The following is a 20,712-nucleotide window of genomic DNA, read 5'->3' as shown; positions in this document are numbered from 1 at the left end:
CCAAGGGTCTCACGGACCGCCGACGGCCCTTACTGGATTGCCCGGCCGGGGAGCCACGCCCCCGCGACCGGGCGCGCGCCTACTGTCCGCCCGTGTAGTTCTGCCCGAGGACCACGGACACGTCCGCGTTCGCCACGGTCCTCCCCTTGCGCACCGCGCTCGTCGGCAGGCCCAGGGTCTTGGCGACCTCGACGGCGTCCTGCTTGCGGTCGTCGTCCTGGTACGTGACCTGCGACGCGGCCTGGGCCGTGGTGCCCGTCCCGGCGTCGACGAAGGTGTAGCCGCCGTTGACCAGCGCGACCCTGGCCTTCTCGGTGCGGGTCTTCACGCCCGTGGCGTTCTTGATGCCGACGCGTACGGAGGCGTCCTTGCCGGGGTTCTTCACCGTGCCGCCGAGGACGTCCTTGACGACGCTGCCGGTGGCCTGCTCGGAGAGGGTGCCGTCCTGCTGCACGGGCAGGAGCGCGGTCTTGTAGTCGCCGCCCTTGGCCCGGTCGGCGAGCTTGGCGAGGAACGCGCCGAGATCCTTCTCGCCCAGCGAGGGGTCGAGGATCTGGGCGAGGGACTGGACGGTGACGGTGGCGGCGTGCGGGTCGGACGACAGCTTGCGCAGCACGCCCTGCATGACCTGGCCGAACCGCATGAGCTGCGCGGTGTCGGATTCGCCGGGCGCGCGGTAGGTGGCGTACGCGACGGCCATGGGGCCGCTCAGCGTCTGCTGCTTCCCCTTCTTGACCAGGGGGGACGTCGCCTTCTTCCCGTCCTTGCCGGACTTGGCGGCCGGGTCGGGGACATCCGCGTTCGTGTCGATGTCGATGTTGCCGACGAGTTCGACGAGGTTGTTGAGGTACGGGGTGTCGAGCCGCCACGTGCCCTCGACGTCCGTGCCGAGGACCGTGTCGATGGCGTCGCGCGTGCCGGAGGACCCGTCGCCGCCGACGGACTTGCCGAGCGTCGTCGCGCTGCCCTCGTCGTCCGTCAGGGCAAGGGAGTTGGGGAGCAGGACGGTGGTGCCCTGCTTGGTGGTGGTGTTGTTGACGAGCAGCGCGGTGGAGGTGCCGCCGCCCTTGGTGTTGTGCATGTGGACGACGATCACGTCGCGGTTCTGCGGGCCCGCGGTGTCGGCGGCACCCTTGCCGGAGTCCTTGGAGCCGAAGCCGGGCAGCTTGCCCGCGTACCAGAGGTAGCCGACGCCGCCGGTCACACAGAGCACGAGGACGACGACGAGGGCGACGATCCGGCTGCGGCCGCGGCGGCGGGCCTCCTCGCGGCGCTCGGTGCGCGACTCGGTGAACTTCAGCCAGTCGATGACGTCTTCGGAGTTCTCGTCCGGCTCCTCGACGAAGGAGAACTGCTCGGTCCGGTACTCGGGCGCCCCGTCACGCCGGTCGCGCGCGGCGGGCTCGGTCCGGGGAGCGGCCTGCGCCGGGATGTGGGCGGTCGCGGTCTGCTCCTCGACCCGCTGCTGCTGCCCGGTTCCCGCGGCGGTCCCGTAGGGGTCGTAGGAAGGGGGCGGTCCCTGCTGAGCGGGCGCACCCGCCCCGTAGGGGTCGTACGTGTCGTACGAGGGCACCGGCGGCTGCTGGCCGGTGGCATACGGGTCGTAGCCGTAGCCCTGGTCCTGGGACGCTCGCGGATACTCGTACTGCGCAGGCTGCTGGGGCACCTGCCGGTACACGGGCTGCCCGTACTCGTCGTAGCCGACGAGCTCGTACTGGTCGGACGTGTTGGACGCGTCCCCCGAGTAACTGCCCGAGTAACCGTCGTATCGGTCGTTCACCGGTGCCCCTCTCGGCTCACTCGCCGCGGTACAGCTCGCGCTTGTCGATGTAGCGCACCACACCGTCCGGGACCATGTACCAGACGGGGGCACCCTTGGCGACCCTCGCACGGCAGTCCGTGGACGAGATGGCGAGGGCCGGCACCTCGACGAGCGAGACACCGCCCTCCGGCAGACCGGGGTCGGTCAGCGGGTGGCCCGGCCGGGTGACCCCGATGAAGTGCGCAAGGGAGAACAGTTCTTCCGTGTACCGCCAGGTGAGGATCTGACCCAGGGCGTCGGCGCCGGTGATGAAGAAGAGGTCCGAGTCCGGATTGAGCGCGCGCAGATCGCGCAGTGTGTCCGTGGTGTACGTCGGCCCGCCGCGGTCGATGTCGATGCGGCTCACCGAGAACTGCGGGTTCTCGGCGGTCGCGATGACCGTCATCAGATAGCGGTCCTCGGCCGGCGTGACCGCGCGGTCCGTCTTCTGCCACGGCTGCCCGGTGGGTACGAACACGACCTCGTCGAGGTGGAACTGCGCGGCGACCTCGCTGGCCGCCACCAGGTGTCCGTGGTGGATCGGGTCAAACGTTCCGCCCATGACGCCGAGACGCCGCTTGGCGGTACTGATCCGGGCCCGGTCCGGGCCGCCGGCCGGGCCGTTCACCGGGCCGGTAGGCATGTCCTGCTCTCCCATGCGTGCAGAGCCTACTGGCCCGGTCGGGGTGCCTTCGCCGTCAGGGCCTAGCGGTCCCGGTTGAAGCGGGTGACGATCCACAGCATCAGCAGCAGCAGGAACAGGGCGCCGCCGCCGGTGAGGTAGGGGCTGAGGCTCGGGTGGTTGCCGCCGTGCTCGCCGCCCTCGGCGGCGAGGGTGGCCAGCTGGGCAGCGGTGCTGTGGAGGCTCATCGTCAGCAGGACCTATCCGGGTGAGACGGGATGGGGAGTCGGGATCTGGGTGGTGACATGAGGTCTGGATAAAGACTTCCCGCTCATCGTATGCGGGGCTGTCCTCGGCGATCACGCCGACTCTGCCGTACGCGCGTCCGTCCCGCAGCCGTGTCAGTCGTCGCGCTTGTAGCCGCGCAGCAGGAACCAGCCCAGGAACACGCTGCCGAGGAAGCCCACGACGATGACGATGCGCAGCAGATTGCCCGCACCCTGCTGGTCGGAGGCTGCGGCGCTGACCGCCTGGGTGAGCCAGGCTGCGTCGGGTGTGTGCTCCATGGTGTTTCGCTCCTTCAGTGTGCTGCCCCGCCACGGTATCTCCGCCTACTGTGGAGACCTCCTCGGGGGCACAACCGAACACGACGGCACACGAACATGGGGGACGCATGCCCGACGTCAACGACGGCAACGACGGCCAGCGCGAGCACGTACCGAGCAGGCAGCGGCGGCGCTTCGAGGGGATCTCCTCGCGGGCGTACGAGCACCCGGCGGACCGTTCGGCCCTGGTGGCGCTGCGCAAGCTCACCGGTTTCGACACGGTGTTCAAGGCGCTCAGCGGGCTGCTGCCCGAGCGCAGTCTGCGCCTGCTGTTCCTGTCGGACTCGGTCCGGGTCTCCGACGACCAGTTCGCGCACCTCAACGACATGCTGCGGGACGCCTGTTACATCCTGGACCTGGAGAAGGTCCCGCCGATGTACGTCAACCAGGACCCCCAGCCGAACGCGATGTGCATCGGCCTGGACGAGCCGATCATCGTCGTCACGACCGGCCTGGTGGAGCTGCTCGACGAGGAGGAGATGCGGGCGGTCGTCGGCCACGAGGTGGGCCACGCGCTGTCCGGCCACTCGGTCTACCGGACGATACTGCTGTTCCTGACCAGCCTGGCGCTCCGCGTCGCGTGGATCCCGCTCGGCAACCTCGCGATCATGACGATCGTCACCGCGCTGCGCGAGTGGTTCCGCAAGTCGGAGCTGTCGGCGGACCGCGCCGGCCTGCTGGTCGGCCAGGACCTCAACGCCTCGATGCGCGGCCTGATGAAGATCGCGGGCGGCAACCATCTGCACGAGATGAACGTGGACGCGTTCCTCAAGCAGGCCGAGGAGTACGAGGCCGGGGGCGACCTGCGCGACTCCGTGCTGAAGATCCTCAATGTGCTGCCGCGTACGCACCCCTTCACCACGGTCCGCGCGGCCGAGCTGAAGAAGTGGGCCGCGACCCGCGACTACCAGCGGATCATGGACGGCCACTACCCGCGCCGCACCGAGGACAAGGACACCTCGGTCACCGACTCGTTCCGCCAGTCGGCCTCGCACTACGCGGACAACATGCGCAAATCCAAGGACCCGCTGATGAAGCTGGTCACGGACATCGCGGGCGGCGCGGGCGACCTGGGCGGCAAGCTGCGCGGGAAGTTCGGCGGCGGCGACGGCGGCGCGAACACCGGCAACCACGGGACGTCACAGGACGGCGAGTAGGTCCGCGGGGCTCAGAGCGAAGGCTGGGCGCCCGGCGCGAGGGCACCGCACAGTGCGGCGGTGCCGCCCGTGGCGTACGGGTCGGTGCCGGCCGGGCCGCCCTCCTTCGGCGCCTGCCCCGCGAGCAGCGGGTGCAGATGGGCGGCCGAGTCGACGGAGCAGGACAGCGGCCCGGCCTGCGTGTAGCTGACGACCACCTCGGCCTGGTGCATGCGCAGGTCGTCACGGTCGAAGCGGAAGTGCAGCTCGCGGCGGACGGTGAACAGGGACGCCTTCGCGTCGGAACCGGCGCCGGCCGGGCGCAGCGCGTAGACGAAGGTGTGGTCGGAGACGACCTCGAGGGTGTCCGCGTCGGACTCCGTGGCGCGCAGGGTGCCCTGGACGCGGATCCCGGTGTCGGCGAGCTCGGCCTGCTTCGGGTCGAAGCGGACGAGCCAGCCGGTGGCCTCGTGCCGTCCGTCGGCGGCGGGCCGGTCGAAGCTCCGGTCGAACTGGTCGAGCTGCTGCGGGTCGAGCAGGATCCGCACGGGCCGCACGGCCTTCCCGGTGAGCACGTCGGGGTCGAGCGAGGACTCGACGAGATAGTCCTTGACGGTGGTCAGTGCGGCGTAGACCTGGCTCTCGGAGAAGTGCGAAGTGTGCTGATCCGGGGGCAGGTTGATGCCTTCGGCGGCCGTCCTGAACTCGGCGGCGGGGCTGTGCTCGTAGAGCTGGGACACCGAGGCGGCGCCGGGCACCTTGCCCTGCGGCGAGAGCGGGATGACGGTCATCCGCAGCGGTTCGGGCCGGCGGGCAGTGGCGGGGCTCTGGTACGGGTTGCGTACGCCCATGTAGATCGCGGTGCCGAACGCGACAACGATCAGGATGACGAGGATGACGGCCTGCCGGGTGAAGCCGCGGCGCAGTCCGGGGCGCCGGCGTACGGCGGGCGCGTGGTCGGTGATGCGCTCCTGCGCGGAGAACTCCTGGAGCCGGGCAGCGCGGATGAACGACTCGTCGAAGACGACGGATCGGTACTCGTCCTCACCACCACCGCCGGGAGCGCTCTCGGGGGTCCCCTCCGGTGGGTCTCCTGGCTCGCCCATACCTTCAGGGTAGGTCTGCCGGGGGTCCGGTAAACGCCCTGGTACACGACAACTTCCGACAGGTTCTCAACCCTGTGCTCACGGGGTGTACCCGTCCGTGGTCAGGGGGTCCGCGGGGTCGCGGGGACCGGTGGCTGGGAGTAGTCGGCCGAGGCGCTGGGGGCGGTCGGGAAGCCCTTCTCCAGCTCGGTCGTCGCGGGCGGCGGGACCCGGTCCTGGCGGCCGCCCGACGAGGCGCCGCGGTAGACGGCGGTGAAGGCGAGCGCGACCATGCCGATGCCCATGACGAGGGCGAGCAGCCAGGCGACGGGGCGGCGCCAGCGCACCTTCGCGGCGCCGGGGCGCGGGTAGCCGTCCTCGTCGACATCGGGGTCGTAGAGGTCGTCCACGTCCGGGCCGTGGGCGTAGCCGCCTCGCGGGTCGGGGCCGTACCCGTCGTCGTAGAGGTCGTCGTCGACCGCGGAGCCACGTGTGCGGGCCCTTCGTGCCTCGGCTTCCTGGGCCTCGGCGCGCGCCTGCGCCGCGGCGAGCAGCCGCTCGACCGCGGTGGGTTCATGGACCTCGGCGGCTTTCACGAAGTCCTCGTCGAAGACCACGGAGGCGAACTCTTCGTCCGCACCCCCGCGGTCGCGGTCGTCGTCGGGCTCCCAGCCGTCAGGGAACGGCGTGCCCCCCACGTCCTCCGGCACGCGTCCAGAGTAGACCTGGGGGGTCGTTTTGGGCAGTCGGTGCGGGAATTCCCCTTGTTCCCGTCCGCATGCCCGCGACTACCGGGTGTGGCCGTCGCCGGTGACGATGTACTTGGTGCTCGTGAGCTCCGGAAGGCCCATGGGGCCCCGGGCGTGGAGCTTCTGGGTGGAGATGCCGATCTCGGCGCCGAAGCCGAACTGGCCGCCGTCGGTGAAGCGCGTCGAGGCGTTCACGGCCACCGTGGTGGAGTCGACCAGTTGGGTGAAGCGGCGGGCCGCCTGCTGCGAGGTGGTGACGATGGCCTCGGTGTGACCGGAGGACCAGAGGCGGATGTGCTCCACGGCGGCGTCCAGGGAGTGCACGACGGCGGCCGCGATGTCGTACGAGAGGTATTCGGTCTCCCAGTCCTCGGGGGTCGCCTCGACGACGGTGGCCTTGGAGCCCTCGGCGTACGCGAGGACGCGCTCGTCGGCGTGCACGGTGACGCCGGCCTCGGCGAGGGCCGCAAGGGCGCGGGGCACGAAGGCGTCGGCGATGTCCTGGTGGACGAGGAGGGTCTCGGCGGCGTTGCAGACGCTGGGGCGCTGCGCCTTGGAATTGATCAGGATGTCGACGGCCATGTCGAGGTCCGCGTGGGCGTCGACGTAGACGTGGCAGTTGCCGGTGCCGGTCTCGATGACGGGGACGATCGAGTTCTCGACGACGTTCTTGATGAGGGAGGCTCCGCCGCGCGGGATGAGGACGTCGACCAGGCCGCGCGCCCGCATCAGCTCGTTGACGGAGTCGCGGCTCTCCCCGGGCACGAGCTGGATGGCGTCGGCGGGCAGCCCGGAGCCGCCGACCGCGTCGCGCAGCACCCGCACGAGGGCGGTGTTGGACTCGTACGCGGACGAACTTCCGCGCAGGAGAACGGCGTTGCCCGACTTCAGGCAGAGGGCGGCGGCGTCCACGGTCACGTTCGGGCGGGCCTCGTAGATGATGCCGACGACGCCGAGCGGGACGCGGACCTGGCGCAGGTCGATGCCGTTCGGGAGGGTGTTGCCGCGGACGACCGTGCCGACCGGGTCGGGCAGGGCGACGACGTCGCGCACGTCGGCGGCGATGGCGCGGACCCGCTCGGGCGTGAGCGTGAGGCGGTCGATGACCGACTCGCCGGTGCCGGCCTCGCGGGCGCGGGCGACGTCCTTGGCGTTCGCCTCGACGATCTCCGCCGTGCGCACTTCGAGGGCGTCGGCGATCGCGGCGAGAGCGTCGTCCTTCGCGGCCCGCGGCAGCGGGGCGATCGCGCCGGCCGCGGACCGGGCGCGGTAGGCGGCCTGGGTGACGGGGGTCATCGAGTCGTACGGCGAGAGCGAGGTCATATCGGCAGGGTAATGGGCGCGCGAGGGCTGTCCGGCGGCTGTTCCGAACCCTGAGATGTGACCTAAAACGGGTGTACGCCGACCGGGGTGGCCGGCAGGGGTCCGTATCCCTCGGCTATGCGCTGGTGGTACGTGTCGCGGTCGATGACCTCGAGGCCGACGATCTCCCACGGCGGGAGCTGGGAACTCTGGCGGTGCTCGCCCCACAGGCGCAGCGCCACGGCGGCCGCGTCGTGCAGGTCGCGGGCCTCTTCCCAGTAGCGGATCTCAGCGTGGTCGACGGCGTACCGGCTCGTCAGCAGAAAGGGGTGGTCGTGCGCCAGCTGTTCGAGTCCCCGCCGAAGCTCGGCGAGGGGCGCGTCGGCGCCGGAGACGCTGAGAGTGACATGCCAGAGGCGGGGGCCTTCCTCCGTCACGGCGCTCTCCTCCTGCCCGCTGCCCTGGTACGACTCGCCGGCCGCGACGCTGGTCAGTGCCCGCTCCGCCGACCCTCGGGACGTCGCCCCCGGGCGCGCTCGTCTCACGACGGCCTCCTTTGCGCAATGGTCGTGCGGAACTTCCTGTAACAGAGTTGAGCAGGCCAAGCGCCCTCGTGGGGCGGTTTTGGGGAAGGTCCCCCGCGGGAGGCCCGGCTTTCGGCCGTTTACACGGTTTACGCCCGGTGCGGACGCCGGATCTTCACGCATGCGCCGGGGCGGTCAGGGGTGCAGCAGCACCAGATCGTCCCGGTGGACGACCTCACGCTCGTACGCGGGACCGAGCTCGCGAGCCAGCTCGCGGGTGGAGCGGCCGATCAGCTGCGGGATCTCCTTGGCGTCGAAGTTCACCAGGCCGCGCGCGATCGCCCGCCCCGTGGTGTCGCGCAGCTCGACGGGGTCGCCCGCGCCGAACTCACCCTCGACGGCCGCGATGCCCGCGGGAAGGAGCGACTTGCGGCCCTCGACGACGGCCTTCACCGCCCCGTCGTCGAGCACGAGCGCACCCTGCGGGGTGGAGGCGTGCTGGAGCCACAGGAGGCGGTCGGCGCTGCGCCGGCCCGTGCGGTGGAAGTACGTGCCGGTGTCGCGGGCGGCGAGCGCGTCGGCGGCGTGCACCGCGCTGGTGAGGACGACGGGGATGCCCGCGGCGGCGGCGATCCCGGCCGCCTCGACCTTGGTGACCATGCCGCCGGTGCCGACGCCCGCCTTGCCCGCGCTGCCGATCTTGACGTGCGCGATGTCGGCGGGGCCGCGGACCTCGGAGATCCGCGAGCTGCCGGGCGCGGCGGGGTCGCCGTCGTAGAGGCCGTCGACGTCCGAGAGGAGGACGAGGAGGTCGGCGTGGACGAGGTGGGCGACGAGGGCGGCGAGCCGGTCGTTGTCGCCGAAGCGGATCTCGTCCGTCGCCACGGTGTCGTTCTCGTTCACGACGGGCAGAGCGCCCATCGCGAGGAGCTGGTCGAGGGTGCGCGACGCGTTGCGGTGGTGGGCACGGCGGGCCATGTCGTCGCTGGTGAGCAGGACCTGGCCGACGCGGACGCCGTAGCGCGCGAAGGAGGCGGTGTAGCGGGCCACCAGGAGGCCCTGGCCGACGCTGGCGGCCGCCTGCTGGCGGGCGAGGTCCTTGGGGCGGCGGCGCAGGCCGAGCGGCGCGAGCCCGGCGGCGATGGCGCCGGACGAGACGAGCACGATCTCCGTCTCACCGCCGCTGCGGGACTTGGCGAGCACGTCGACGAGAGCGTCGACCCGGTCGGCGTCGAGGCCGCCCTCGGCGGTGGTGAGCGAGGAGGATCCGACCTTGACCACGATCCTGCGGGCTTCCGCCACGCCCTGCCTCATGTCCTGCCCTGCCGCTGACACGTGCGTTTCCCCATCAGTGCTCACCGGCCGTGGGCCTCGTCCCGGCCACGGCCCTGATCCTGCAATCTACGTGAGCGGCACGGCGCGGCGCCTCCGGGTTCCGAGGGGCGGACGGCAGGCTCACGCCAGAGGAATTCCGCCGGAGGCCGCGGAAGGAATCGTTGCCCAGAGCCCTTGGGGGCTTTGCCCCTTTATCCGGTGATTGCTGTCACGAAGGATTGCTAGCGAGGGCGCGAAAGTCATACGGTCAGTGGTCGGCCTTCGTCGAAGAATGCCGCGCACCCCCCGCACATCTTTCCCCCCGCCATCCGATCCCCCCTGCCAGGAGCCCCGCCCAGTGCCCTCCGCCGGCCTTGCCTCCCGCCGCGTCGTGCAGCTCTCAGCGCTCTTCGCGATGTTCGCGCTCTACACGGCCCAGCTCGTCAGCGCGCTGATCCCGTACGTCCCGGTGTTCGTCGCCGCGAGCGCCGCGGGTCTCGCGCTCGACACGTATCTCCAGTACAAGCAGCCCGGCCTGCTCTCCCTCCTCGGCAAGATCCGCTTCGATGTCACCGTCCGGCAGCTGCTGCGCGACATGCTGATCCTGGTCGGTCTCCTGCGCATCGACGGCATCGAGCCGCTGGCCGAGCAGTCACCCCTCACCATCGCGCTGCTCGCCTTCTACGCCCTGCACTTCGTGTGCCAGGCCGTGGCCGTCCTGGTGCGCCGCACGCGCGCGCTGCCCATCGTGACGCGGAACATCGACGCGTCGGAGCTGCGGCTGTCCGCGGCCCCGCCGCGCATCCTGGCCCGCCGCCAGGGTCACCGCCTGCTCGGCTTCGCCGCCCCCGGCACCGTCGGCCTGCTGATCACGGCGGCCACCACCGACGCCCTCTGGGGCATCATCGGCCTCGGTGTCTCGATCGTGCTGCTCGGCGGCGGCACGCTCTATCTAGCGACCTGGCTGCTCCCGAAGAAGCGCGCCCTGAGCGAGCAGAAGGTCATGGCCTGGCTCGACCGCTGGCTGGCCGACTACAAGCCGACCGTCGCGATGTACTTCTCGGGCGGCACGTCGTCCGCGTACCAGGCGAACATGTGGCTCTCCACGCTCTCCGAGGTCGACGGCAAGCCGCTGATCGTGCTGCGCGAGCGGTTCATGGTCCAGAAGATCGACGCGACCGACGTGCCGATCATCTGCTTCCCGAAGGTCGCCACGATGTTCTCCCTGGAGAACTCGACGCTGAAGATGGTGCTGCACCCGGCGAACGCCGCGAAGACCTCCCAGGTCCTGCGCATCCCGACGATCAAGCACGCGTTCATCAACCACGGCGAGAGCGACAAGCTGTCCTCCTGCAACCCGTACGCGAAGGCGTACGACGAGGTGTGGGTGGCCGGGCCCGCGGCCCGCGAGCGCTACCAGCTCGCCGACATCGGCGTCGAGGACAAGGACGTCGTGGAGGTGGGCCGCCCGCAGCTGTCGCCCATCAAGCGCTCCACCGGCGCGCCGCAGGGCACGTACACGACGGTCCTCTACGCCCCCACGTGGGAGGGCTGGGACGGCAACCCGGGCAACACGTCGGTGCTTCTCGCCGGCGAGAACATCGTCAAGCACCTGCTCGCCGACGACTCCGTGCGCCTCCTCTACAAGCCGCACCCGATGACCGGCTCGGTCGACCCGCGCGCGGGCGCCGCGAACGAGCGCATCAAGGCGATGGTCCGCGAGGCGGCCGCGAAGCGCTCCGGCGCGCGGCCCGGCGCCGAGGCCGCCGCCGAGCTGGTGCGCCGTGCGGCGGAGCTGGACGAGCTGACGTCGACCGCGTTCCGCTCCAGCGCGGACGAGATGGAGCGCATGCTGCTCCAGGGCACGCCCGACGGGGGCCGGCAGGCCGCCGTCGCCGAGGCGACCGCCGCGTGGGAGGCCGCGTACTGGGCGTCCTTCCCGGAGTGGGAGCACCTGGTCATCACGGACGCCCGTCCGGCGATCTTCACCTGCTTCAACCAGGCCGACGTCCTCATCAGCGACGTCTCCTCGGTCGTCTCGGACTGGCTGACGAGCGAGAAGCCGTACGCCGTCGCGAACACCTCCGGCATGACCGAGGGCGATTTCCGCGCCGGATTCCCGACGGTCAGCGCGGCGACGATCCTGACGCCCGCGGCAACGGAGGTACCCGCCCTTCTGGCGGCCGTACGCGCCCCGGAGACGGATTCCCACGCGGAGGCCCGCGCGGAGCTCAAGGAGCACCTCCTGGGCCCCTCGGACCCGCCCTCCCTGGACCGCTTCAACGACGCGGTGCGCGCGCTGTGCGACCGGGCCGACGAGCGGCGCGTGCGCATGGAGTCCCGCCTCGCGATGGAGATCCCCGGCCAGCGCGGCACGGACACGGCCGACGAGTTCGCCGAGACCCTGGAATCGGAGCCGGAGTCGGGCGACACGGTCACTGCGTAGCGCTCCGCGCGCAGGCTGAGCATGGGGAAGGCCCCCGGGAGATTCTCCCGGGGGCCTTCCCCATGCTCAGGTGTCCAGACTGCTCAGGTGTCCAGACTGCTCAGGTGTCCTGACTGCTCAGGTGTCCAGAATGCCCAGCTCTTCAGCTGCTCAGCTGCTCAGAACAAGGTGCTGCTGCGACTAGAACGGCTTGAACTCGTCGTACTCCTGCTCCGCGTCATCCCGCTCCGCCTGCTTGTCGCGGCGGCGCTGGGCAGCCGGGCGGGTCTCCTCCATGCGGTGGTCCTCGCCTCGGCGGCCGAGCATCTCGGCGCCTGCCATGACCGTGGGCTCCCAGTCGAAGACGACCGCGTTGTCCTCGGGGCCGATGGCCACGCCGTCGCCCGCGACCGCGCCGGCCTTCATCAGGGAGTCCTCGACGCCGAGGCGGTTGAGGCGGTCGGCGAGGTAGCCGACGGCCTCGTCGTTGTTGAAGTCGGTCTGGCGCACCCAGCGCTCCGGCTTCTCGCCGCGCACGCGGAAGAGGCCGTCCTCCTCCTGCACGACCGTGAAGCCCGAGTCGTCGACCGCCTTCGGACGGATGACGATGCGGGTCGCCTCCTCCTTGGGCTTGGCGGCACGCGCCGAGGCGACCATCTCGGCGAGGGCGAAGGACAGCTCCTTGAGGCCCTTGTGGGCCACGGCCGACACCTCGTAGACCCGGTAGCCGCGGGCCTCCAGGTCGGGGCGGACCAGGTCCGCGAGGTCCTGGCCGTCCGGCACGTCGACCTTGTTGAGGACGACGAGGCGCGGACGGTTGTCGAGGCCGCCGTACTGCTTGAGCTCCTCCTCGATGATGTCGAGGTCGGAGACCGGGTCACGGTCCGCTTCGAGGGTGGCCGTGTCGAGTACGTGGACCAGGACCGAGCAGCGCTCGACATGGCGCAGAAACTCAAGGCCGAGGCCCTTGCCCTGGCTGGCGCCCGGGATGAGGCCCGGCACGTCGGCGATGGTGTAGACGGTCGAGCCGGCCGTCACCACGCCGAGGTTCGGGACGAGCGTCGTGAACGGGTAGTCGGCGATCTTCGGCTTCGCGGCCGACAGGACCGAGATGAGGGACGACTTTCCGGCGCTCGGGTAGCCGACGAGCGCGACGTCCGCGACCGTCTTGAGCTCGAGGACGATGTCCTGGAGGTCACCGGACACACCGAGGAGCGCGAAGCCGGGCGCCTTGCGGCGGGCCGAGGCCAGCGCCGCGTTGCCGAGGCCGCCGCGGCCGCCCTGGGCGGCGACGTACGTGGTGCCCTGGCCGACCAGGTCGGCCAGCACGTTGCCCGCCTTGTCGAGGATGACGGTGCCGTCCGGCACGGGCAGGACGAGGTCCTGGCCGTCCTTGCCGGAGCGGTTGCCGCCCTCGCCGGGCTTGCCGTTCGTGGCCTTGCGGTGAGGTGAGTGGTGGTAGTCGAGGAGCGTCGTCACCGCCTGGTCCACGACCAGGATGACGTCGCCGCCACGGCCGCCGTTGCCGCCGTCCGGGCCGCCGAGCGGCTTGAACTTCTCACGGTGAACGGAGGCACAGCCGTGGCCTCCGTTACCCGCGGCGACATGCAGTTCGACGCGGTCCACGAAGGTGGTCATGGTTCAGTGCCTCCTGGGGGTTCCCCCGGCGAAAGGCCGGAGGAGTACGAAATGTCTTTGCTCTGCGTTCATTGGAAACACACGAAGGGCGGACCTGCTTCCCGATCCGGAAGCCGAAGCTTCTGGCCGGGCAAGCAAGGTCCGCCCTCGCGAAAACGCTCTACGGAGCCTGAGTCCTAGGAACTAGGGGTTTCAGGCGACCGGAACGATGTTCACGACCTTGCGGCCGCGGTGCGTACCGAACTCCACCGCACCGGCGTTCAGCGCGAACAGAGTGTCGTCGCCACCGCGACCGACGCCCGTGCCGGGGTGGAAGTGGGTGCCGCGCTGGCGGACCAGGATCTCACCGGCGTTGACGGTCTGACCGCCGAAGCGCTTCACACCGAGCCGCTGAGCATTGGAATCGCGCCCGTTCCGAGTGGACGATGCGCCCTTCTTGTGTGCCATCTTGTCTCAGTCCCTTACTTCGCAGCCGTCGGGATACCGGTGATCTTGATCGCCGTGTACTGCTGACGGTGACCCTGACGACGGCGGTAGCCGGTCTTGTTCTTGTACCGAAGGATGTCGATCTTGGCACCCTTGTGGTGGTCCACGACCTCGGCCTGCACCTTGATGCCGGCCAGCACCCACGGGTCGCTGGTCACAGCGTCGCCGTCGACAACGAGCAGCGTAGAGAGCTCTACGGTGTCGCCAACCTTGGCAGTGGAAATCTTGTCAACCTCAACGATGTCGTCGACAGCAACCTTGTGCTGGCGACCACCGCTGCGCACGATGGCGTACACGCGGATCTCTCTTTCGCTCGGAACGAACCCCCTGAAGCCAGCCGCTCACACGTGCCCGAGGGCTCATGATGTTCCGGATTGGACGAGCGGCCTCCCCCGGCGGACCGGGAGGTGAGGTGCTCAGGGGTGCGGCGCTCAACAGACGCCGACGGTCAAGGTTACGGGTCACCCGCCGAAAGGGTCAAACCAGCCCCCTTCCGCCGGGTGCGCGCGGGCTACGCGGGCGGCTTCTCACCGTCCTGCGGCAGCGGCTTCACGCCCTTGCACAGGTCCGTGGCGTCGGCCGTGCCGGGCCAGGCGACGTTCCACACGCGGTTGAAGTGGTCGCGGTAGGCGTCCTGCACGGAGTCGTCGTCGACCTTGACGATCGCCTCGTCGTTCTCGCGCAGCGCGGGGCCCGTGTAGTTCTGGGACCCGGTGAAGGTGATCTTGTTCCGCTTGCCGTCGTACATGCCGTCCACCAGAAGGTACTTCGAGTGGATGATGTACGGCGTCGTGAGCTTCTTGCCGGGGTTCAGCGGGTCCCGGTCGTCGTTGAGGCAGCGCAGCGAGGGCCCGCCGCTGGTGTGCAGCGCCTCCCACGTCCCCTTGGTGCCGCCCAGGCTCTTGGCGCTGTCGGTCTCCGCGTACATGAGGCTGACGGAGCAGCCCTGCTTCTTCAGCGAGACCAGCTTGTCGGCGATCTGCTTGCGGGTGACCTTGAAGATCGCGGCCCGGATGACGGTCTTCTTCGCGACGCCGGTCACCGGGTCCTTGTAGGAGCACGCGACGTTGTTGAGGACCGAGTACATCGTGTCGGACTCGTTGACCGTGCCGGCCCGCGGGAAGAAATACGCCTTGTACAGACCGTTGCTGACGGTGCGGTAGTCCCACGTCGACCAGCTCTTGCCGGTCATGTCCGTGAAGTAGTCCGAGTACGCCTCGTACATGACGCCGTTGTTCGGCAGCAGCAGCGCGTCGTTGTAGAACTTCGTGTGCGCCGACGGCGTCGAGTTCGACGTGGTCTGCACGACGACGTTCGTGGCGCCCTCGACCGCGGAGAACAGCCAGAACTTGTTGTGCATGATCGACTGGCCGTACTTGGGGTCGCCCAGGCAGGACTTGTGCGCCGGGCAGAGCGTCACGAAGGACGGGCTCGTCCGGCTGGTGCCCAGGGCGGCCTTCAGCGAGGCGTACGAGGTGTTGGTGGGACGGTCGCTGACGCTGGACTCGTCGAGCAGTATCTGCACGTTGACGCCGCGGTTCTTGGCCGCGACGAGCGCGTCGACGACCGACTGCTCCCACACGTGGTAGACCGCGACCTTGATCACCGAACCGGGCAGCGCCGCGTTCGTCAGCTGGATCAGCCTGGTGCGGATCGCGTACTGCTGCTCCGTCGTGCCGTGCGGGTCGTTGAAGATCGGCCCCTCGGTCCACGTCGGGGTTTCCGCTGCGGCGGTTCCCGTGGACGCGGTGGCCTGGATCCCGGCCGCCGAGAGGACCGTGGCGAGCGCCACGACCTGTCTGGCGCCCTTGACCGGCTTCACGGCACGGTGACGGCCCGTGCCTCTCAGGCGCGCGTGCGCCATTGGTACCCCTCCCCTGTTTCACGGGCCCGCGTGTCCTCCCCGACGCGCGGTCGCGTAATCGTTCCTGTTCACTCGTGCGACTCCATGAGTTTTACAGGTAGTTGACCGGCCTCCAAGAGGCAGGGGGCGGCTCAGTGGTGTGGCGTGACCCGTGACATGCCGACGCCCCCGTGCCGCAGGTGCGGAACGGGGGCGTCGGATCCGGATCTACCGCGCTGCTCAGGCCTCGTCGGCCGCGGCGGAGACGGACGGCTGAGCCTGCTGCTCGGCCGCCACGGTCTTCTTCGCGGCCGTCTTCTTGGCGGCGGTCTTGGTCGCCGCCTTCTTGGCCGTCGTCTTCTTCGCGGCCGTCTTCTTGGCCGCGGTCTTCTTGGTGGCGGCCTTCTTCGCCGTCGCCTTCTTGGCCGTCTTACGGGCCGCCTTCTTGGCGGCGGGCGCCTCCTCGGCGGCCTCGGGCTCGGCCTGCTCCGGCTCGGCCTGCGCCTCCGTGGCCGACGGGACGACCATGACGGCCGCCTCCTCGGACGCGGTCGGCGCGGTGGCCTTGCGCACGGCGCGGCGTCGCGGGCGGGCCGGAGCCGCGCTCTCGACGGGCGCCTCGGCCTCAGCGGCCTCGGGCTCGGCCTTCTCCTCGGCCACGACGGGCTCCGGCTCGGGCTTGGCGGGCGCCGTGACGGTCACCTCGGCCTCGGCGGCGGCGTTCGGCGAACCGGCCGGGGCCGTCGCCTTACGGGTCGCCCGACGGCGCGTACGGCCCTTGGGAGCGGCTTCCTCGACCGGGGCGGGCTCGGCCACGACCGGCTCGGCCACGACGGGCTCGGCCTCGAACTGCGGGGCCTCCACCTGGGGAGCCTCCGCCTTGGCGGTCTCCTTCGGGGCGGCCTCGCCCTTGGGCGCGCCGGCCGGAGCCGACACCCTGCGGGTCGCACGGCGGCGCGAACGGCCACCACGGGCCGCGGCCTCCGCCTCGGCGGGGCTGCTGTACAGCTCCTCGTCGGGCACGAACTCGGGCTCGGCCAGGGCGACCGGCGCCGCGACCTCGGCGGCGACCTCTTCCTCGGTCTCCACCTCCGTCTCGGGCGCCGCCAGCTCGTGCTCGTGCGGGTGCTCCGCGCCGTTGCCGCCACGGCCGCGCTTCTTGCGCTTGCCGCCGCCACCGGCGGACGCGGGCTGCTCCAGGTGGACGATGACGCCACGGCCGTTGCAGTGGACGCAGGTCTCGGAGAAGGACTCCAGGAGGCCCTGGCCCACGCGCTTACGGGTCATCTGGACCAGGCCCAGCGAGGTGACCTCGGCCACCTGGTGCTTGGTCCGGTCACGGCCCAGGCACTCGAGGAGCCGGCGCAGGACCAGGTCCCTGTTGGACTCCAGGACCATGTCGATGAAGTCGATGACGACGATGCCACCGAGGTCGCGCAGGCGCAGCTGGCGCACGATCTCCTCGGCCGCTTCGAGGTTGTTCCTCGTCACGGTCTCTTCGAGGTTGCCGCCCTGGCCGGTGAACTTGCCGGTGTTGACGTCGACGACGATCATCGCCTCGGTCTTGTCGATCACCAGCGAGCCGCCGCTGGGCAGCCAGACCTTGCGGTCGAGCGCCTTGGCGAGCTGCTCGTCGATCCGGTACGTCGCGAAGACGTCGACCTCGGAGGTCCACTTCGAGAGGCGGTCGGACAGGTCGGGCGCCACGTGGTTGACGTAGCCGTGGATGGTCCCCCACGCCTCGTCACCGCTGACGATGACCTTGGAGAAGTCCTCGTTGAAGATGTCGCGCACGACGCGGACGGTCATGTCCGGCTCGCCGTACAGCAGGCTCGGCGAGCTCGTCGAGATCTGCTTCGACTTCTTCTGGATCTCCTCCCACTGGGCCTGCAGACGCTCGACGTCGCGGCTCAGCTCCTCCTCGCTCGCGCCCTCGGCGGCGGTGCGCACGATGACGCCCGCGTCCTCGGGGACGATCTTCTTGAGGATGGTCTTCAGACGCGCACGCTCGGTGTCGGGCAGCTTGCGGCTGATGCCGGTCATCGACCCCTCGGGGACGTAGACCAGGTAGCGGCCGGGCAGCGAGACCTGGCTGGTCAGGCGGGCGCCCTTGTGGCCGATCGGGTCCTTCGTGACCTGTACGAGGACGGACTGGCCGGACTTGAGGGCGGTCTCGATGCGGCGCGGCCCGTTGGCCATGCCGAGCGCCTCGAAGTTGACCTCACCGGCGTACAGCACCGCGTTGCGGCCCTTGCCGATGTCGATGAAGGCGGCCTCCATGGACGGCAGCACGTTCTGGACCTTGCCCAGGTACACGTTGCCGACGTACGAGGTCGCCTGCTCCTTGTTCACGTAGTGCTCGACGAGGATGTCGTCCTCGAGCACGCCGATCTGGGTGCGCTCGCCGTGCTGGCGGACGACCATCACACGCTCGACGGCCTCGCGGCGGGCCAGGAACTCGGCCTCGGTGATGATCGGCACACGACGGCGGCCCTGCTCGCGGCCCTCGCGGCGGCGCTGCTTCTTCGCCTCGAGACGCGTCGAGCCCTTGATGGACTGCACCTCGTCGGCGCCGGTACCGCGCTCCTCCTGCTTGCGGGGCTCGCGGACCTTCACGACCGTGCGCTCGGGGTCGCTGTCGCCCGGCTCGCCGTCGGTGGAGGAGTCACCCGCGCGACGGCGACGGCGACGGCGGCGACGGCTGCTGCTGGAGCCGGACGGGCCGGACTCCTCGTGCTCCTCGTGCTCGTCGGCCTCGTCGGCCTCCTCGCCCTCGTCGGCGTGCTCGGCGCCCTCGTCGGTGTGCTCGGCCTCTTCGTCGGTGTGTTCGTCGGACTCGGCGTCCGCGGCGTCACCACGACGGCGACGGCGGCCACCGCGGCGCCGGCGGCGCGTGGGGCGGTCGCCCTGCTCGTCGTGGTCCTCGTGGTCCTGGTCACCCTCGTCGGCGCCCTCGGGTTCCTCGGCCTCGGCGGGCTCCTCGGCGGCGGCGGGCCGCTGCGGCTCGGCGGCCTGGGCGGCGGGCTGCTCCTCAGCGGCGCGGCCACGGCGACGGCGCCGGCGCGGCGTCTCCTCCGCGACCACGTCGGCCACGGTCACGGCCTCGACGGGAGCCTCGGCCTCGGCCGGCTCCTCCTCCACCGCGGCCTCGGCGGCTGCCGCCGCGGCGGCGCGCTCCGGGGTCTGGAACATCGGCTCGGCGAAGACCGGCGCCTGGAAGACGGCGACGGACGGCCGCGCGGGACGGCGCGAACCCTTCGTGCCCTTGGTCTCGTCGGCGGCGGGCTCGGCGGCGGCGCGCGTGGCGGCCTTCCTGGCGGAGCGCTGCGCAGGCTCGGAGAAACCGACCGCGGCCTTGCGGGTGGCACGGCGACGGGGGCGGCGCCCGCCTTCGGCGTCCTCCTCGGCTGCCGCGGGGGCCTCCGTCTTGGGAGCCTCGGCCTTGGCGGGAGTCTCCGCCTTGGGAGCCTCAGCCGCGGCGGGCTCGGCGGCGGCCACGGGCTCGGCCTGCTCGGGCGCCCCGGCGGGGGCGGTGGAGCGGCGCGTGGCGCGGCGACGGGTGCGCCCGGCGGGCGCGGCCTCCGGCTCGGCGGGGGTCTCTTCCGCGGCCACGGCGGGCGCGGCGGCGGGCTCGGTCACGGCGGGAGCCTCGGCCTGCTCGGGGGTACCGGCGGGGGCGGAGACGCGGCGCGTGGCGCGGCGACGGGTGCGCCCGGCGGGCGCGGCCTCCGGCTCGGGGGCGGTCTCTTCTGCGGCGACGGCGGGCGCGGCGGCAGCGGGCTCGGCCTCGGCGCTCTCGGCTGCGTCGGAAGTCTTGGGTGCGCCGGCGGGCGCGGAGGCGCGGCGGGTGGCGCGCCGGCGCGGGCGCCCGGCGGGTGCGGCGTCCTGCGCGGGGGCCTCGGCGGCCGCGCCTGCCTCGGTCTCTTCGGCCTCGTCGGCGACGGGGTCGGCGGCGGCCGTCACGGCCTGGGCGGTGTCAGCGGCGGCACCCGTGGGCGGGCCCGCGGGGCGCGAGGCCGCACGACGCCGACGGCGCGGCGGCAGGGTGTCGCTGGGGCTGTTGTTGTCGGTTCCCCCGGACGAAGACGTCTCAGTGGGTTCGGTCGGCTCAAGCATGCGGGTGGATCTCCCGTCAGGCTCCCGGGCGCCGCGCCTGGTCCGGTGACGTCCGCGGCTCGCGCGTTCATGCGCGGTGCCGCCGTCCGGGGCGCGGGCGCCGCACGGGAGCTCTCTGTCTGTTCTCGCCGGTTCCGTACGCCATGTGTGCGTACGGCCTGGCGAAAGTCCTTGGGTTCGTGCGCTGCCCGACCCAGGTGGCTCCCGAGTACGAGGGCGGCGCTTCGACGACCGTCCTTACGCGGAACCTGGCACCGGCGCCGTCGCGGCGGCAGCTGCGGCGCTCCCCCCGCTTGCGGGAGGTGCGGCCTCGACTGCCTCGCGGTCGGGCGCGAGCGGGTCGGTCACCGTGCCGGTCTCTTCATCGAAAAGCCCCTGCGCCAGCCTGGTCACCGCTGCGGGGACCGGCGGCGCCAGGTCGGCCACAGCTCGGAGACCGGACAGGACGTCGTCGGGTCGAACGGCAGGCGTCACGTGCCGAACAACCAGGCGCAGTATCGCACAGGCCTTGTCGGTCGGCCTATCAGCCCGGTCTTCGTGCGCCTGCGGGACCTCGGCGGCCTCGAGGCTCACGACGGCGGCGCGGGCGTCGAACGTCCGCATCCCGTTCTTGGTCCTTCGCTGGACCTCGACGGCCTCCGCCGCGACGAACGCGTCCGCGGCGGCCTCGGCCTCAGCGGCCTCGACGCCGTCGAGCCGCAGCTCCCAGACGGATGCGGTGAGCCGGTCGGCGAGGCCCGAGGTGCGGGACTCGACGGCCTCGATGATGTCGAGCCCCGTGGGGAGCGACTCGTCGAGAAGCTCGCGCAGCCTTTCCGGATCGCGCGCTTCGGTGAGCGCGATCTCCAGATACTCGGCTTCGCTGCCCGTGCCGGTGGGTGCGGCATTGGCGTACGACACCTTCGGGTGCGGCGTGAACCCCGCCGAGTACGCCATGGGCACCTCGGCGCGGCGCAGCGCACGCTCGAAGGCGCGCTGGAAGTCACGGTGGCTGGTGAACCGGAGGCGGCCGCGCTTGGTGTAGCGCAGTCGGATGCGCTGCACCGCGGGTGCGGGCGGCGGGCCT

Annotated in this window: 17 protein-coding genes; 2 read left to right on the top strand and 15 right to left on the bottom strand. The window is 71.2% G+C overall.

Annotation, left to right across the window (positions count from 1 at the left end; translation table 11 throughout):
• Window positions 1-79: 79 nt before the first annotated feature.
• The 4 genes from ACWIGU_RS13700 to ACWIGU_RS13685 all read right to left on the bottom strand — a co-directional run bounded on the left by ACWIGU_RS13700 (window position 80) and on the right by ACWIGU_RS13685 (window position 2,989).
• On the bottom strand, window positions 80-1,780 hold the full coding sequence (locus ACWIGU_RS13700; RefSeq protein ID WP_454400424.1) for a LytR C-terminal domain-containing protein: 1,701 nt from the start codon (window positions 1,778-1,780) through the stop codon (window positions 80-82).
• 16 nt (window positions 1,781-1,796) lie between these two features.
• On the bottom strand, window positions 1,797-2,459 hold the full coding sequence (nadD, locus tag ACWIGU_RS13695; RefSeq protein WP_454400422.1) for a nicotinate-nucleotide adenylyltransferase: 663 nt from the start codon (window positions 2,457-2,459) through the stop codon (window positions 1,797-1,799).
• Window positions 2,460-2,506: 47 nt separating this feature from the next.
• Window positions 2,507-2,671: a hypothetical protein gene (locus tag ACWIGU_RS13690; protein ID WP_199841792.1), complete on the bottom strand. Its 165-nt coding sequence runs from the start codon at window positions 2,669-2,671 to the stop codon at window positions 2,507-2,509.
• Between the two features lie 153 nt (window positions 2,672-2,824).
• The gene (locus tag ACWIGU_RS13685; RefSeq protein WP_199841791.1) at window positions 2,825-2,989 is read right to left on the bottom strand and encodes a hypothetical protein; all 165 of its coding nucleotides are present in this window, start codon (window positions 2,987-2,989) and stop codon (window positions 2,825-2,827) included.
• Window positions 2,990-3,096: 107 nt separating this feature from the next.
• On the opposite strand from ACWIGU_RS13685, the gene ACWIGU_RS13680 reads away from it, so the two are divergent.
• On the top strand, window positions 3,097-4,185 hold the full coding sequence (locus tag ACWIGU_RS13680; protein ID WP_454400419.1) for a M48 family metallopeptidase: 1,089 nt from the start codon (window positions 3,097-3,099) through the stop codon (window positions 4,183-4,185).
• Between the two features lie 11 nt (window positions 4,186-4,196).
• On the opposite strand, the gene ACWIGU_RS13675 is transcribed toward ACWIGU_RS13680, so the two are convergent.
• The 5 genes from ACWIGU_RS13675 to proB all read right to left on the bottom strand — a co-directional run bounded on the left by ACWIGU_RS13675 (window position 4,197) and on the right by proB (window position 9,126).
• A complete protein-coding gene (locus tag ACWIGU_RS13675; RefSeq protein ID WP_454400417.1) occupies window positions 4,197-5,270 on the bottom strand; it encodes an SCO2583 family membrane protein in 1,074 nt (357 codons plus the stop codon).
• Window positions 5,271-5,371: 101 nt separating this feature from the next.
• Window positions 5,372-5,959: an SCO2584 family spore wall biosynthesis protein gene (locus ACWIGU_RS13670; RefSeq protein ID WP_356278673.1), complete on the bottom strand. Its 588-nt coding sequence runs from the start codon at window positions 5,957-5,959 to the stop codon at window positions 5,372-5,374.
• Window positions 5,960-6,037: 78 nt separating this feature from the next.
• Window positions 6,038-7,321, bottom strand: coding sequence for a glutamate-5-semialdehyde dehydrogenase (locus ACWIGU_RS13665; RefSeq protein ID WP_454400415.1), 1,284 nt, complete (start codon window positions 7,319-7,321; stop codon window positions 6,038-6,040).
• Between the two features lie 62 nt (window positions 7,322-7,383).
• The gene (locus ACWIGU_RS13660) at window positions 7,384-7,845 is read right to left on the bottom strand and encodes a hypothetical protein (RefSeq protein ID WP_454400413.1); all 462 of its coding nucleotides are present in this window, start codon (window positions 7,843-7,845) and stop codon (window positions 7,384-7,386) included.
• Window positions 7,846-8,019: 174 nt separating this feature from the next.
• Window positions 8,020-9,126: a glutamate 5-kinase gene (gene proB / locus ACWIGU_RS13655; RefSeq protein WP_454400570.1), complete on the bottom strand. Its 1,107-nt coding sequence runs from the start codon at window positions 9,124-9,126 to the stop codon at window positions 8,020-8,022.
• A 370-nt stretch (window positions 9,127-9,496) separates the two neighbouring features.
• On the opposite strand from proB, the gene ACWIGU_RS13650 reads away from it, so the two are divergent.
• Window positions 9,497-11,584, top strand: coding sequence for a hypothetical protein (locus ACWIGU_RS13650; RefSeq protein WP_454400411.1), 2,088 nt, complete (start codon window positions 9,497-9,499; stop codon window positions 11,582-11,584).
• 180 nt (window positions 11,585-11,764) lie between these two features.
• Here ACWIGU_RS13650 and obgE read toward each other — a convergent pair whose 3' ends face one another.
• The 6 genes from obgE to ACWIGU_RS13620 form a co-directional block, all read right to left on the bottom strand.
• Entirely contained in the window at window positions 11,765-13,201 is a 1,437-nt protein-coding gene (gene obgE, locus ACWIGU_RS13645; RefSeq protein WP_454400409.1) for a GTPase ObgE, read from the bottom strand.
• A gap of 192 nt (window positions 13,202-13,393) precedes the next feature.
• Window positions 13,394-13,648 carry a 50S ribosomal protein L27 gene (gene rpmA, locus ACWIGU_RS13640; protein ID WP_100594223.1) on the bottom strand — a complete coding sequence of 85 codons (255 nt, stop codon included), beginning with the start codon at window positions 13,646-13,648 and terminating at the stop codon, window positions 13,394-13,396.
• A 14-nt stretch (window positions 13,649-13,662) separates the two neighbouring features.
• Entirely contained in the window at window positions 13,663-13,983 is a 321-nt protein-coding gene (rplU, locus tag ACWIGU_RS13635; protein ID WP_055566950.1) for a 50S ribosomal protein L21, read from the bottom strand.
• 215 nt (window positions 13,984-14,198) lie between these two features.
• Entirely contained in the window at window positions 14,199-15,551 is a 1,353-nt protein-coding gene (locus ACWIGU_RS13630; protein ID WP_454400406.1) for a phospholipase D-like domain-containing protein, read from the bottom strand.
• A 219-nt stretch (window positions 15,552-15,770) separates the two neighbouring features.
• Entirely contained in the window at window positions 15,771-19,646 is a 3,876-nt protein-coding gene (locus ACWIGU_RS13625) for an Rne/Rng family ribonuclease (RefSeq protein WP_454400404.1), read from the bottom strand.
• 237 nt (window positions 19,647-19,883) lie between these two features.
• Window positions 19,884-20,690, bottom strand: a complete 807-nt coding sequence (locus ACWIGU_RS13620) for a TIGR03936 family radical SAM-associated protein (protein ID WP_454400402.1) — start codon at window positions 20,688-20,690, stop codon at window positions 19,884-19,886.
• Window positions 20,691-20,712: the final 22 nt, after the last annotated feature.

This window comes from Streptomyces sp. NPDC055400 (assembly GCF_053644375.1).
The sequence above is the reverse complement of the archived record's forward strand: the minus strand, read 5'-3'. Positions and strand labels throughout refer to the sequence as shown.